General features: G+C 37.3%; 10 protein-coding genes. 6 read left to right on the top strand and 4 right to left on the bottom strand.

The genetic code is table 11. The features are described 5' to 3' along the window. A complete protein-coding gene (cysD, locus tag DPX34_RS18180; protein WP_111979868.1) occupies positions 1 to 909 on the bottom strand; it encodes a sulfate adenylyltransferase subunit CysD in 909 nt (302 codons plus the stop codon). 238 nt (positions 910 to 1147) lie between these two features. On the opposite strand from cysD, the gene DPX34_RS18175 reads away from it, so the two are divergent. The 3 genes from DPX34_RS18175 to glgA all read left to right on the top strand — a co-directional run bounded on the left by DPX34_RS18175 (position 1148) and on the right by glgA (position 4888). Further along, positions 1148 to 2137 carry a class I SAM-dependent methyltransferase gene (locus DPX34_RS18175; RefSeq protein WP_111979867.1) on the top strand — a complete coding sequence of 330 codons (990 nt, stop codon included), beginning with the start codon at positions 1148 to 1150 and terminating at the stop codon, positions 2135 to 2137. 84 nt (positions 2138 to 2221) lie between these two features. Then, positions 2222 to 3454: a glucose-1-phosphate adenylyltransferase gene (gene glgC / locus DPX34_RS18170; RefSeq protein ID WP_111979866.1), complete on the top strand. Its 1233-nt coding sequence runs from the start codon at positions 2222 to 2224 to the stop codon at positions 3452 to 3454. A gap of 3 nt (positions 3455 to 3457) precedes the next feature. Then, positions 3458 to 4888, top strand: coding sequence for a glycogen synthase GlgA (glgA, locus tag DPX34_RS18165; protein ID WP_111979865.1), 1431 nt, complete (start codon positions 3458 to 3460; stop codon positions 4886 to 4888). A gap of 96 nt (positions 4889 to 4984) precedes the next feature. Here the strand turns inward: glgA and DPX34_RS18160 are convergent, their stop codons facing one another. Continuing rightward, entirely contained in the window at positions 4985 to 5431 is a 447-nt protein-coding gene (locus tag DPX34_RS18160) for a DUF3293 domain-containing protein (RefSeq protein ID WP_111979864.1), read from the bottom strand. Positions 5432 to 5637: 206 nt separating this feature from the next. On the opposite strand from DPX34_RS18160, the gene DPX34_RS18155 reads away from it, so the two are divergent. Then, positions 5638 to 7278 (top strand): HAMP domain-containing sensor histidine kinase, encoded by a 1641-nt coding sequence (locus DPX34_RS18155; RefSeq protein ID WP_232824799.1) that lies wholly within the window; start codon positions 5638 to 5640, stop codon positions 7276 to 7278. A 102-nt stretch (positions 7279 to 7380) separates the two neighbouring features. After that, positions 7381 to 8091 carry a two-component system response regulator ArcA gene (arcA, locus tag DPX34_RS18150; RefSeq protein WP_111979862.1) on the top strand — a complete coding sequence of 237 codons (711 nt, stop codon included), beginning with the start codon at positions 7381 to 7383 and terminating at the stop codon, positions 8089 to 8091. 76 nt (positions 8092 to 8167) lie between these two features. Here the strand turns inward: arcA and arcB are convergent, their stop codons facing one another. Beyond that, positions 8168 to 10513, bottom strand: a complete 2346-nt coding sequence (gene arcB / locus DPX34_RS18145; protein ID WP_111979861.1) for an aerobic respiration two-component sensor histidine kinase ArcB — start codon at positions 10511 to 10513, stop codon at positions 8168 to 8170. Positions 10514 to 10778: 265 nt separating this feature from the next. Here arcB and fusA point away from each other — a divergent pair, with 265 nt between their 5' ends. Next, positions 10779 to 12866: an elongation factor G gene (fusA, locus tag DPX34_RS18140; RefSeq protein ID WP_111979860.1), complete on the top strand. Its 2088-nt coding sequence runs from the start codon at positions 10779 to 10781 to the stop codon at positions 12864 to 12866. A gap of 1010 nt (positions 12867 to 13876) precedes the next feature. On the opposite strand, the gene tuf is transcribed toward fusA, so the two are convergent. Further along, on the bottom strand, positions 13877 to 15004 hold a 1128-nt coding region (tuf, locus tag DPX34_RS18135), incomplete at its 5' end, for an elongation factor Tu (RefSeq protein WP_111979859.1).

The raw sequence follows: 15004 nt of genomic DNA, 5'->3' as shown, positions 1-15004 counted from the left end.
TTAGAAGTAACCTTCCATTTTTTTCTTTTCCATCGAGCCTGAAGAGTCGCTATCAATAACACGACCTTGGCGCTCTGATGTGGTTGCCAGTAGCATTTCTTGAATAATTTCAGGCAAAGTCGCCGCATCTGAATTAACCGCACCCGTTAATGGGTAGCAACCTAATGTACGAAAACGTACATTTTCCATCGTCGGCACTTCATTCGGTTTTAATGGCAAGCGATCATCATCAACCATGATTTTAACGCCATCACGCACAACAACAGGTCGTTTTTTCGCAAAATACAAATCCGGAATTTCAATCCCTTCTAAATAGATGTATTGCCAAATATCAAGCTCAGTCCAGTTTGATAATGGGAAAACACGAATACTTTCGCCTTTATCGACTTTACTGTTGTATACGTTCCATAATTCTGGACGTTGATTTTTAGGATCCCAGCGATGGTTTTTATCACGGAATGAATAAACACGCTCTTTCGCACGTGATTTTTCTTCATCTCGGCGGGCACCACCAAATGCAGCATCAAAGCCATATTTGTTTAATGCTTGCTTTAAACCTTGGGTTTTAGTGATATCAGTATGTTTAGCACTGCCGTGTACAAAAGGGTTTATGTCCATTTCGATCCCTTCAGGGTTCTGATGAACAAGTAAATCAAAATCATACTCTTTAGCAACGCGGTCGCGAAACTCAATCATCTCTTTAAATTTCCATCGAGTATCAACGTGCAATAATGGGAATGGAATTTTGCCTGGATAAAAGGCTTTGCGCGCCAAATGCAATAGCACTGACGAATCTTTACCGACAGAGTAGAGCATCACAGGATTATCAAATTCTGCTGCGACTTCTCTAAAAATGTGGATGGACTCAGCTTCAAGCTGTTTCAAATGGGTCAATCTATGTTCTGACATAATTGGCTGCTTCTATGTTTTCTTCTGGCGACATAACGGATAACTATCGAGAAGTGTTTTTACAAAGTTATAAATTTACGTTCTTTTATAATAAAACAGTATACTGTAAATATATAAACCAAATGGTTATGTGATATTTCTGCTGTGTATTAATCAATCGAAAACGCGGTATTATATACTTGTTCCAGCATAATGTGCAGATATCCGCACAATATTTAATTTATCGAAAAGGTCATCCATGCAATTCCCTGTTAATCAGCTTCTTATTAAAGAAATTTCTAACTTCAACGCAGGTTCAACCTTATTAGTTGACCCGCTCTACGAAGATGACTTTTATCCTGATGATTGGCCTAATACGCATATTTGGTCATTTAGATCACAAAAATTTAATGCCAATATACCTCATTACACTTGGCCGCAAAAACCAGACAGCCAATTTGATAATATTGTTGTCTACTTCCCTAAATCTAAAGACAAACTCGCTCTTTTATTAAATACGCTTTATGAATTAACTCATGAAGACACGATTATTTATATTATTGGAGAAAACAAAGGCGGGATAAAAAGCTGCGCTAAACTTACCCATGGTCAATTAAAGCATGTAAACAAGCAAGCGAATGGTAAACATTGCATTATGTTTTCCGCTTTATTTGAAGCAAACTTCCAACCAAAACCACTCGCATATGAAGAAGTGACAATAAAAATCAACGACAACGCTCATACCATTGCGAGTTTGCCCGGTGTATTTTGTCATGGACGATTAGATGAGGGCACTCAACTATTACTTGAAAACATTCCAAACGATGTGTCAGGCCATATTTATGACTTTGCATGTGGCTCGGGTGTCATTGGTAGTTACTTAGGTAAGTACTTTCCTTATAAGCAACTGGTCTTATCAGATGTCGATAGTTTTGCACTGCAATCCAGTCAAAAAACCTTAGAATTGAACAATATTCAGGCAACTTGTGAGCTAAGTGACGGTTTAACGAAAATTTCATCGAAATTTGATTGGATTTTTACCAATCCCCCCTTTCACACTGGGGTCAAAATCGACTACGATATAGCTGTGGCATTTTTTAGGGACTGCAGAGCCAATCTAAAACCAAATGGTAAATTGGTTGTTGTCGCAAATAGTTTTCTTAAATATCCACCGCTTTTACAAACACACTTTAAACACGTCAATGTATTGGCTGAAACAACTAAGTTTAAACTATACATTTGTTCGTGATTAATTAAATATTTGATTCAACTCATGGTCGTTAAATCAAAAATATAAAATATTTATTAAACTAACAAAAAAAGGGCATCAATAATGGCAGGGATCTTATCTATGATTCTCGCTGGCGGTGCGGGTACTCGATTATTTCCATTAACCGAAACTCGTACCAAACCAGCAGTTCCGTTCGCAGGTCAATATCGTTTAATTGACTTCGTACTCAATAACTTCGTTAATTCTGATTTATTAAAGATTTACGTATTAACTCAGTTTAAATCTCAATCCCTTAACATACACCTCCGTCAAGCTTGGCATTTATCGGGGCTAACCGACCAATTTATTGATCCTATTCCTGCACAAATGCGCATGGGTAAACGTTGGTACGAAGGCACAGCAGATGCCATTTATCAAAATTTACGTTTAATCGAAATCCATCAACCAGAGTTAGTTTGTGTATTTGGCTCTGATCACATTTATAAAATGAATGTGCGTCAGATGACGGATTATCATAAGCAAAAGAAAGCCGCTTTAACAGTAGCGGGGATTCGTGTGCCAATTGAAGAAGCTCACCAATTCGGCGTAATCGAAATTGATGAAGCAGGTAGAATGGTCGGTTTCCAAGAAAAACCTGCCAATCCTAAATCTATTCCAGGTAACCCTGATGTTGCTCTTATTTCAATGGGTAACTATGTATTTGACCCTGATGAATTATACAAAGCTTTAAAAGAAGATGCTCAAGATCCAAACTCAGACCATGACTTTGGTAAAAATATCATTCCTGGCTTAATGGCTGAAGGCAATGTATATGTTTACGACTTCACCAATAATGAAATCCCAGGTGAAAAAGGTGATGCTTTCTATTGGCGAGATGTTGGAACGATTGATTCATATTGGCAAGCAAATATGGATTTACTCGCGAAAGACAGTACATTTGATTTATACAATCCTAAATGGCCACTGCGTACATACCACCCAACAGTTCCACCCGCTCAAGTACTTGAAACATCACAAGGCACGCAAACAACCATTGTCAATTCTTCTATTGCATCGGGTTGTTTACTACGCGGCGCAAAAGTTGAAAAATCAGTACTCGGTTTTAATGTTAATGTTGAACCACGTTCAGAAATAACAGAAAGTGTAATCATCGGCGATGCCATAATTGGTAAAGGCTGTATTTTAAAACGCGCTATTTTAGATAAAAATGTGCAATTAGCACCGGGAACAACGATTGGTGTTGATCGTGAACTAGATGAAAAACGCGGATTCACAATTTCAAAAAGTGGTGTTGTAACCGTACCTAAAGGTACAAAAATTGGATTTGACGACTAATATATGAACATTTTATTCATTTCTTCTGAAGTAGAAGATTTGGCTAAAACGGGTGGATTGGCAGACGTAGCAAAAGCGCTGCCAATAGCTCTTAATAAAAAAGAGCAAAACATAAAAGTTGTCACGCCGTTTTACCGAACGACTGCAAATGCAGAAAACGCTAAACTCATTTTTGAAAACTTAGAAGTTATCGCGGGTGATCAACGCTACTTTTATTCAGTGCGTGAAATCAATTTGCATGGCGTTACAGTATACGGCATCGATCAGACTGATTTTTTTGACCGTGACGGCATCTATAGTGATGGTTATGAAGCTTATTCTGATAACGGTGAACGCTTTGCTTTTTTCAGCATGGCTGCGCTTCATTTAGCACACGTGCTTAAATTTACTGTTGATGTTGTGCATTGTAATGATTGGCACACTGCGTTAATACCTTATTTTCTAAAAAAACATTGGTCTGCTGATCCTTATTTAGCGAATGCTCGTTCTGTTTTTACCGTACACAACGGTGCATTTCAGGGTGTGTTTAATCTTGAGCAAGTCCCTTTCTTATTAAAAAGTGGCATTGATCACCAATATATACATCATGGGTTAGTTAATTTTGTTAAAATTGCGATCAGTCATGCCGATAAAATAGTCGCAGTGAGTCCAAGTTACGCCCAAGAACTGCAAACAGATTTAGGCTCTCATCATTTAGGTGACCTATTTAGAAGCCGGAGTGCTGATATTTCAGGCGTACTAAACGGTTGTGATTACAGCCAGTGGGATCCTGCTACAGATGACTTTTTGCCAACAACTTATACCGCTGAAAATATGTCAGGTAAAAGTTTCTGTAAAGCGACATTACAGCAACAAAGTCATTTACCCGTAGATGAAAAAATCCCCGTTATTGGCATGGTCTGTAGAATTACCGACCAAAAAGGTTTTCACTTTTTACTGCCTGTATTAGAAAATATATTGCACCATAACGTACAAATTGTATTGGTTGGTACTGGTGATCCACATTTTGCAGAACAGCTCGCGTATTTAAGTGAAAAATATCGAAATAAATTTTATTTCTTAAATGATTTTAGCTTAAGCTTTGCGCATTTAGTAACGGCAGGAAGTGACTTTTTCTTAATGCCCTCCTTGTTTGAACCTTGTGGTTTAAACCAAATGTACTCTTTAGCTTACGGTACATTGCCAATCGTTAGAGCGGTTGGTGGTTTAAAAGATACAATCATAGATTATGAAGCGAATGCTGAAACGTGTAATGGTTTTGTCTTTCAACATCCTGAGCCTGAAGATTTACTCAACTGTGTGTTAAAAGCGTTATTATTTTATTATGAATATCCAGACGTATTTAATAATGTTAAACAACGCGCGATCAATACACGCTTTAGTTGGGATGAAGCAGCACAACATTACTTAAACGTATACGAATCCGTTAAATAATATAGAAAATAGAGTCGCGTCTATTCTAGATTTAGCACTCTACACTCCCTGAGACCAAGTGACTTTAAGTTCAACATTTAAAGTCACAAGGTTATATTAAGCAAACATCAAATCTACTGCTCTCACTTCTGTCAAACAATGATGACTCGATGTAATTAATCGCTCTTTAAACAAGCCTAGATGCACTTCTGATTCGGTGGTTAATAAACAAGGAACTAAATATAATTGGCCTTGCTCAACCCAAAAAATAGCATTTTGCTCATATTTTATAGCTAATTGGATCGCTGCTATTTTATCTATTCCAACAAGCCAGCTTTTTTCATGAAAATCAAGTGAAGGAGAGCAACCATAAACGCTACGATAAATAGCATCAAGATGATAAATATCATTTTGCAATGCTTTATCTCGAATACGATTGTGGCTCGACGTTAATATTTGCCCACGTGGATTGCAGGCAGAAATAATAGCAAAGTCAATTTCGCTTGAAACCGTCTGCTGAAACACAAATTTAGTCGATTTATATAGTTCCCAAAATGTAGGCATTTTTTTAAAAATTAGATTAACAAACCTAAAATCAAAATAGCCTAAATTTACAATTTGTCTATTATTTTTTTATAACAATAATAGCAATGCTGACCATTTAGAATTATTTACGAATAAGCGCATAAAACTTGTTTAAAACTAAGCTTCTACATACACTGTAATAGTCATTTAATTTTAAGCACCAGTGGGTATTTTCAATAATATTTATGCCAACACAACGCCCAACATCATCAATCAAAAACACGATAGTATTAATGGTGATGCTCATCGCTGCACTTTCATTAACATCTGCCTTTTTAATCAATGGCTGGTTAGAAGTTAAACAGCAAAAGTTAAACCATGAAACAGAAGCAAAGTCTTATGCTGATATTATCGCTTTTAACGCAAGCTCAAGCATTTTACTGGATGATCCTAAAAACGAAGCAAGTCGATTAAAAGCACTTGAACTAACGCAATTTGTCGAAAATATACACGTTTATAAAATAGACGACTTCAGTGGCGAATTAGAATTTTTTGCTAGTTACAATAAAAAAGGCATCCCCCCCGTGCCGGCAAAATTTACTAAACTGGAAAGCTTAATTGAACCTAAGTTTGGAGAAAGCCATTTAGAATTAATTCGCCCGATTACTTATGATAGTAAAATCATTGGCTACCTATATCTTAGGGGTTCTTTAAAAGCACTAAACGATCGAATATACAATTCACTATATTTGAAAATTGCCGTCTTAATCGCCTCTTTGTTAGTCTCTTTTATGCTGGCATTAAAATTCCAAAGAAACATTACCGCACCACTAGAAGAGTTAGTTCAACTATTTAAACGTGTCGCAAACGAAAAAGACTATGCCGTACGAGCGCCAAAACAAACCTTACAAGAATTAAGCACGCTAAGTACATCGTTCAATACCATGCTCGATCGAATTCATTCAACAATTGAAAAACAACAAACAGCTGAAACAGAAATACGTCAACTAAATCAAAATTTAGAAGATAAGGTAAGTCAGCGGACAATTGCTTTAAAAAATGCGAATTCCGAATTAATGAATACGTTGGAAAAACTACATCAGTATCAAAATCAACTCGTTGAAAATGAAAAGATGGCATCACTGGGAGATATGGTTGCCGGTATTGCCCACGAAGTAAACACCCCCATAGGCCTTGGTGTTACCGCTTCAACGTTATTGATGGATCGACTTAAAGAAGTACAAAATAAATTAGCCGATAAAAAATTAACCGCTCAGCAATTAAATAAGTTTTTAAATGATGGTGAAGAAAACTTAGCGATTATTTATCGAAATTTAAATAGAGCAGCAGAATTAATCAGTAGCTTTAAACAAGTAGCTGTCGATCAAAGCAGTGAAAGTAATCGAGAGTTTGGCGTTTACCAACTCATCCAAGAAGTTTTATTATCTTTACGTCCCAAACTAAAAACACAGCAACATGAAATTATTGTTGAGTGTGATGAGACATTAATAATTGAAAGTAAACCGGGACCATTAAATCAGATTTTAATTAATCTCATAATGAATTCATTAATCCATGCATTTGAACAAACAGAAACAGGACAAATTAAAATAAATATTAAATATTTAAGCGGAAAATTGAATTTCGTCTATTCTGATAATGGTAAAGGTATAAATGACCAACTGAGAAAACGTATTTTTGACCCTTTTGTTACAACCAAAAGAGGCGAAGGTGGCAGTGGTTTAGGTATGCATTTAGTCTACAATTTAATTACTCAAGCACTAGCAGGTAATATCTCTGTGACGAGTAAAGAGGGTGAAGGCATCCAATTTGACATAAATTTTCCTGTAAATGTCGTTCGAATGAAAGAAATTGATATTAAATAGGTGACTATTTGAGCTTTCCCATTGAGCTAATAGCAATAGATCATTATAATTAACAATTAGTTACTTTACGTATTTTAGCCCATTAAGCAAAGAACCCAAACCATGCAAACACAGAAAATCCTGATTGTAGAAGATGAAGCAGTTACGCGCAGCACACTAGAAAGTTTATTTGAAGCGGAAGGCTATCAAGTATTTTGTGCCGAAAACGGGGACGAAATGCACCAGCTTCTGACTAACGAACCTATAAACTTGGTTATTATGGACATTAATTTGCCTGGTAAAAACGGTTTAATGTTAGCAAGGGAATTGCGCGATAAAAACAATATCGGTTTAATATTTCTAACAGGTCGCGACAATGATGTTGATCGTATCTTAGGCTTAGAAATTGGTGCTGATGATTATCTCGTTAAACCTTTTAACCCTCGTGAATTAACTATCCGTGCACGTAATATATTAGCTCGTTCTGGTGAGCCAGCTAAAACGGATAACCAAGAATCAGTGTCAGAGTATCGTTTTAATTTATGGACATTAGATTGCGACAGTCGTTCTTTAATATCACCTTCTCAAGAAAGCATTCGTTTACCTAAAAGTGAATTCAGAGCGCTTAAACTTTTATTAGATAATCCTGGTAAAATATTAACGCGTGATCAACTGATTAAAGAAATGACAGGGCGAGAGTTAAAAGAGAATGACCGCACAGTTGATGTAACCATACGTCGTTTACGTAAACATTTTGAAGATGTACCTGAAACCCCAGAGATCATCTCAACGATCCATGGTGAAGGTTATCGTTTTTCAGGTCAATTAGATTAATCAATCTAAAGCGAGTTAATGTATTACAAAAAAATAAAAAGGTAATGTTTACATTACCTTTTTTTGTACCTGCGATTTACTGACTATCAAACTGTTCTAACCAAGTAATTAAAACGGCAAGATCGTCCACACACGCTTTTTTCATTAAATTAACCCGAGGCTCAAGATTATCCCACCAAGCTGGAGTTTCTGTTTCTTGAATTTGATTGGCTAATTCTTGAATATTTTTGAGTCCCATCGAAGCGGCAGCCCCTTTTATTTTATGAGCCTGAGATGCAATTTCCACTTGGTCACCAGCACATAAATTTGAATCAAGAACGGCTAAATACTCACTTATAAGCTGTTGAAATAAAACTAAATTTTGTTCAATTCGCTCGCTACCGATAGTCTCTATTAGTTGACTCATAAAAGCCGTGTTAACCACTTTATCCACCGCACTGGATGGCGCTAGGTTAGAAGGTGTCGGTAAGGCCGTAGTATTAGTATTGTTTTTATCAAACAATGATGCAAATACAGATTTTAATTGGCTTAACTGAATAGGCTTAGCAATTACATCTTGTAAGCCCTTATCGGTATAAGCTTCTTTACTTTTAACAACATTCGCAGTTAAAGCAACGAGTGGCGGTAATTCTTCGTAATTATCCATATAATGCTTAGCAACATCGAAGCCCGTCATGTCAGGTAAACGAATATCGAGTAAAACTAAATCAAACTCAGGCCTGAACATATCAATAGCTTCTTGGCCCGTGCGTGCGACTTCGATGGTGTGTCCCATTTTTTCAAGTAACGCTTGGGCAACCTGAACATTCAATTCAACATCTTCTACCAATAAAATATTCAGCGGTGGTATATCAATATTACCCATAGGCTCAGCCGGTTTTTCTGCTAGCTGAATTTTAATCGATACGGTAAAAACACTGCCTTTGTTCATTTCACTAAAGACTTCTATTTGACCGCCCATCGCATCTACCAATATTTTAGAAATAGCAAGGCCAATCCCGGTGCCAGAGCTAGCACTGACCTCTTTGCGATCAACTTGATAATACATAGTGAAGATATTATCGACTTCGTTTTCATCAATCCCGATCCCGCTGTCTTCTATTTCAAAATCAATCCATGCGGTATTATTATTTAATTGGCAATCAACTCTTAATTCAACAACACCTTTTAAAGTAAATTTAACCGCATTAGCGAGTAAGTTCCACAGTACCTGTCTCAAACGAGTTGGGTCGGCGACAGACCAAAGCTCAGTTGGTAAATTGTGTTTAAAATTAAAAGTTAAACCTTTTTGCGAAGCTTGTAGTTCAGTAACCGTGGCCAGCTCATCTGTTAAGTTTGCAATATCAATAACTTGGTTGTTAATTTCTAAACGGTCACGTTCAATTTTATCTAAATCAATAATATCGTTAAAGATATTACCTAACGTTACGGCACAAGCATAAATTGTTTTTACTTGTTTTGTTTGTTCTGATGATAATAAGCTTTCTTGTAGCATACGACTAATGCCAACAATACCATTCAAAGGGGTTCGTAATTCATGGCTTATTGTTGATATAAAAGATGTTTTATCTCGACTTGCTTTTTCAAGGGCATCTTGAGCTAACTTACGCTCCATAACATCACGGCCAAAGCCGAGTAAACCTATCCGTTTGCCATCTTCATTGAAGAAAGGTACTTTTTTAAATTCATATAAACGTTTCATACCATCTGGAAACGTAAGCCAAATGTCATAAGATAAGCTCGTATTACTCGCAAAACACTCTTCATCAGAATCAACAACTTGCTCAGCAACTTCCTTCGAGTAAACATCCCAAGGTGTTAAGCCAATCATTTCACGCTCAGTCATGCCGGTTAACGCTTCTAAAGACTTATTGCAGCCTGCAAATCGACCATTTTCATCACGATAGTAAATGATATCGGGTGAGCAATCGAAGCTTGAACGCAGAAGCACACTTTGCTCGTATAAATGTCGCTCTGTTCGTTTTCGTTCTTCTATTTCTTGCTGTAAAAGTGCAATGGCCTCTTCACGTTGCAATTCGGCACGTTTACGCTCTTCAATCTCGTAATTAAGCTTTTCAATATTTTTGCGTAAGTATTCGGTCGATAAACGATCTTGTGTCCGTAAATCTTCTAGCTCGAAAATGGCTTGAGTGAGTTCTTCTCTTGAATCTTGCAATCGAGTGATAAGTTCGAATACAAAAAAGAGTAACCAAGGTGCAATAACCAAAGTCAAAATCATGCCTGATATATAGTCACGAAAACGATTATCTTCCGGTAACCAAAAATTGACTAAACTCGTTTCTGTTAAAGTCAGCATTATGGCGAGAGCGATAAAAATCAAACTTGTTTTAACCGGTCCAAATTGTTTGATTATTTTTGCTATATTTTCAGGCCAACGAGACCCTTTTCTTTTTTGAGCCATAAAAGACGATACCAATAAACGATTTATATAATGAAGTTTAACCTTTGTTGCTTATTGATGGTAGTTTTTGGTTAATCAATTAATTCCAAACGATAAAAACATTAACTGTACTTAAATTAATCAGTCTGCATTTATTGCTAAAATTAAATACGCACAAAAAAATGCCTAATATTTGATAAATGATGAGAGTAACATGTGTAGTTTTTAATAAGAAATGCTATACTCGCGCGGTTTTTATTCACTAACTTATTATTAGAGCAGAGCTATGTCATCAGACTTATCAAAATACAGAAATATTGGTATATTCGCTCACGTTGATGCTGGTAAAACCACAACAACAGAACGAATTCTAAAACTTACAGGTATGATCCATAAAATTGGTGAAGTTCACGATGGTGAATCAACTACAGATTTCATGGAACAAGAAGCTGAGCGCGGTATTACTATCCAATCAGCAGCTGTTACTTGTGAATGGAAAAAGCATCGTTTTAATGTAATCGATACTCCTGGTCACGTAGATTTCACAGTAGAAGTTTACCGTTCATTAAAAGTTCTTGATGGTGGTATTGGTGTATTCTGTGGTTCTGGTGGTGTTGAACCTCAATCAGAAACTAACTGGCGTTATGCGAACGACTCTAAAGTAGCTCGTTTAATCTTCGTAAATAAATTAGACCGTTTAGGTGCTGATTTTTATCGCGTTACGGCACAAGTAGAAAAAGTACTTGGTGCAAACCCATTAATCATGACTTTACCAATCGGTGAAGAAGACGATTTTGTTGGTGTTGTCGACGTATTAACACAAAAAGCATACATTTGGGATGATTCTGGTCAGCCTGAAAATTATGTAGTAGAAGATATCCCAGCGGATATGGTTGATAAAGCAGCTGAATACCGTGAGCAATTAATCGAAACAGCTTTAGAAGCTGATGACGATTTATTAATGGCCTATATGGAAGGTGAAGAACCAACTGAAGAGCAAGTTAAAGCTTGTATCCGTAAAGGTACTCGCGAATTATTATTCTTCCCAACCTATTGTGGTTCTGCATTCAAAAACAAAGGCATGCAATTATTACTTGATGCTGTTGTTGATTATTTACCAGCTCCACATGAAGTTAACCCACAACCGCTTACAGATGAGTTGGGTGAGCCGACTGGTAAATTTGCTATTGTTGATAATAAAGAAACATTTAAAGCATTAGCATTCAAAATAATGGATGACCGTTTTGGTGCATTAACATTTATCCGTGTTTATTCAGGTGTGCTTAACAAAGGTGATACCGTATTAAACTCATTTACAGGTAAAACTGAGCGTATCGGCCGTATGGTTGAAATGCAAGCAGAAGACCGTACTGAGTTAACATCTGCTCAAGCCGGTGACATTCTTGCGATTGTTGGTATGAAAAACGTTCAAACAGGTCACACTCTTTGTGATCCTAAAGATGAATGTACTTTAGAAGCAATGGTATTCCCAGAGCCAGTAATCTCGATTGCTGTAGCGCCTAAAGATAAAGGTGGTTCTGAGAAGATGGGTATCGCAATTGGTAAAATGGTTGCTGAAGATCCAACGTTCCAAGTTGAAACTGATGAAGATTCAGGTGAAACAATCCTTCGTGGTATGGGTGAGCTTCACTTAGATATCAAAGTAGATATCTTGAAACGTACATATGGCGTTGAATTAAACGTAGGTAAACCACAAGTTGCTTACCGTGAAACCATCACTCAAGCCATTGAAGATTCTTATACACATAAGAAACAATCAGGTGGTTCTGGTCAGTTTGGTAAAATTGATTATCGAATCCGTCCTGGTGAGCCAAACTCAGGCTTTACTTTTAAATCTTCAGTTGTTGGTGGTAATGTACCTAAAGAATTCTTCCCTGCTGTTGAGAAAGGCTTTAAATCAATGATGGATACGGGTGTATTAGCTGGTTTCCCTGTATTAGATGTTGAAGTTGAATTATATGATGGTGGCTTCCACGCGGTGGATTCATCAGCTGTTGCTTTCGAAATTGCAGCTAAAGGCGCTTTCCGTCAATCAATTCCAAAAGCAGGTGCTCAATTAATTGAACCTATCATGAATGTTGATGTATTTACTCCTGAAGATCACGTTGGTGATGTAATCGGTGATTTAAATCGTCGTCGTGGCATGATTAAAGATCAGGAAGCGGGTACTTCTGGTGTTCGAATTAAAGCTGACGTACCACTTTCAGAAATGTTTGGTTATATCGGAACATTACGTACAATGACATCAGGTCGTGGTCAATTCTCTATGGAATTCTCTCACTATATGCCTTGTCCTAACAACGTAGCTGAAGAAGTAATAGCAGAAGTTAAAGAACGTAACGCTAAAAAATAAACTTACTTTCTTTAACCATAAAAACCCGCAGTTTTTATAACTAGCGGGTTTTTTTATGCCTAAAATTCAGTACATATTCTAGGGCGTGTTTATCTTTGTCGTATAGATTTTGTTCAATTCCAAAGCGTTTTGATCGCGGCATTGGCTTGATGACATAGTGGTTCTACGTCAAAAGCCAAAAACAAAGAGCAAAACGTTTTGGATTGAACCCAAAGGGCAGCGCATTTGCACTATTTCTACTATGTTGCCCCACATGGATGTGGGGTAAGGTGACTTTGCAGGAGCATAAAGTCTTTATCGCTCTTTTATGTAGATTAACTACACCGCAATCGCTATACCTTGTATAAATAGTGCAAATACTGCTGCAAAAGCATACACAAAAGATAAACACGCCCTGGGTAGCAAATATATAGCCGACATCAGCAGAAACCTTTCTAATAACCACTCAAATTCTCATAGTCCAAATACAGGGTTAACTATCTATAAAATAAGACTAGATCCAACAAGTATTAATATAGTCTTCTATCCGTTTAATAATATGGTGCTATTGAAGCCCAGCCCTAAATTATACCAATTCATATAAATAAGCGATCTCTCAGAGTGGGCACTTATTATTAAGGATTGGAATTATTCAACACCACTAAATACAGGTAAAGTATTAGAGTTATTATATATAGTCTTCTCGCTCAGGTTTTATGGTTCATTGTCAGCGCTTACTCGCCCCAATCACATAGTAGAGCATATGCTCATGGCGTCTCGAAGCTTGACGGCTTTGCTTACATGGATGTAAGTACTTCGGTTTCGTCTGGAACTAGAAACCTGCCCCTAAAACCCGATCGCTTTGACTATATACAGTGTAAATGTGGCAAAATCACAAGAGGATAAAACGAATGGAGTTCACTTTCGTCAGATATAGAATTATTTATAAGAAACACGGATGAATGATATATATCAGATTTAAGGTATAAAAAAAGCGCCCTAAGGCGCTTTTTAAAATAGAATAGTTTTAATTATTCTATGATGCTTGCAACTACACCAGCACCAACAGTACGACCACCTTCACGGATAGCGAAGCGTAAACCTTCATCCATCGCGATTGGAGCAATTAGCTCTACAACCATCTTGATGTTGTCGCCTGGCATTACCATTTCTACGCCTTCTGGTAACTCTACAGCACCAGTTACGTCAGTTGTACGGAAGTAGAACTGTGGACGGTAACCTTTGAAGAATGGAGTATGACGGCCACCTTCATCTTTAGAAAGTACGTATACTTCTGATTCAAACTTAGTATGTGGAGTGATTGAACCTGGCTTACATAATACTTGACCACGTTCTACATCATCACGCTTAGTACCACGTAATAATGCACCAACGTTCTCACCTGCACGACCTTCGTCAAGCAACTTACGGAACATTTCAACACCCGTACACGTTGTCGTTTGTGTTTCACGGATACCAACGATGGCGATTTCTTCACCAACTTTTACGATACCTGATTCTACACGACCTGTTACAACTGTACCACGACCTGAGATTGAGAATACATCTTCAACAGGCATTAAGAAAGGCTTGTCGATGTCACGCTCTGGTTCTGGGATATATGAATCTAGTGCTTCACCTAACTCAACAATCTTATCTTCCCACTCTTTTTCGCCTTGAAGCGCTTTTAAAGCAGAACCTTGGATTAATGGTAAGTCGTCACCTGGGAAGTCATATTCTGAAAGTAACTCACGTACTTCCATTTCAACTAATTCTAATAACTCTTCATCATCTACCATGTCACATTTGTTCATGAATACGATGATATATGGAACACCAACTTGACGTGATAATAAGATGTGCTCACGTGTTTGTGGCATTGGGCCATCAGCAGCAGATACTACTAAGATAGCACCATCCATTTGAGCAGCACCAGTGATCATGTTTTTAACATAATCAGCATGACCTGGACAGTCAACGTGTGCGTAATGACGGCTAGGCGTATCATATTCAACATGTGAAGTTGAAATAGTGATACCACGCTCGCGCTCTTCTGGAGCGTTATCGATTGCTGCGAAATCTTTAGCTTCACCACCATATACTTTTGCAAGTGTAGTAGAGATTGCTGCAGTTAATGTAGTTTTACCGTGGTCAACGTG

This window comes from Algibacillus agarilyticus, from assembly GCF_003286125.1.
GTDB classification, from domain to species: domain Bacteria; phylum Pseudomonadota; class Gammaproteobacteria; order Enterobacterales; family Alteromonadaceae; genus Algibacillus; species Algibacillus agarilyticus.
The sequence above is the reverse complement of the archived record's forward strand: the minus strand, read 5'-3'. Positions and strand labels throughout refer to the sequence as shown.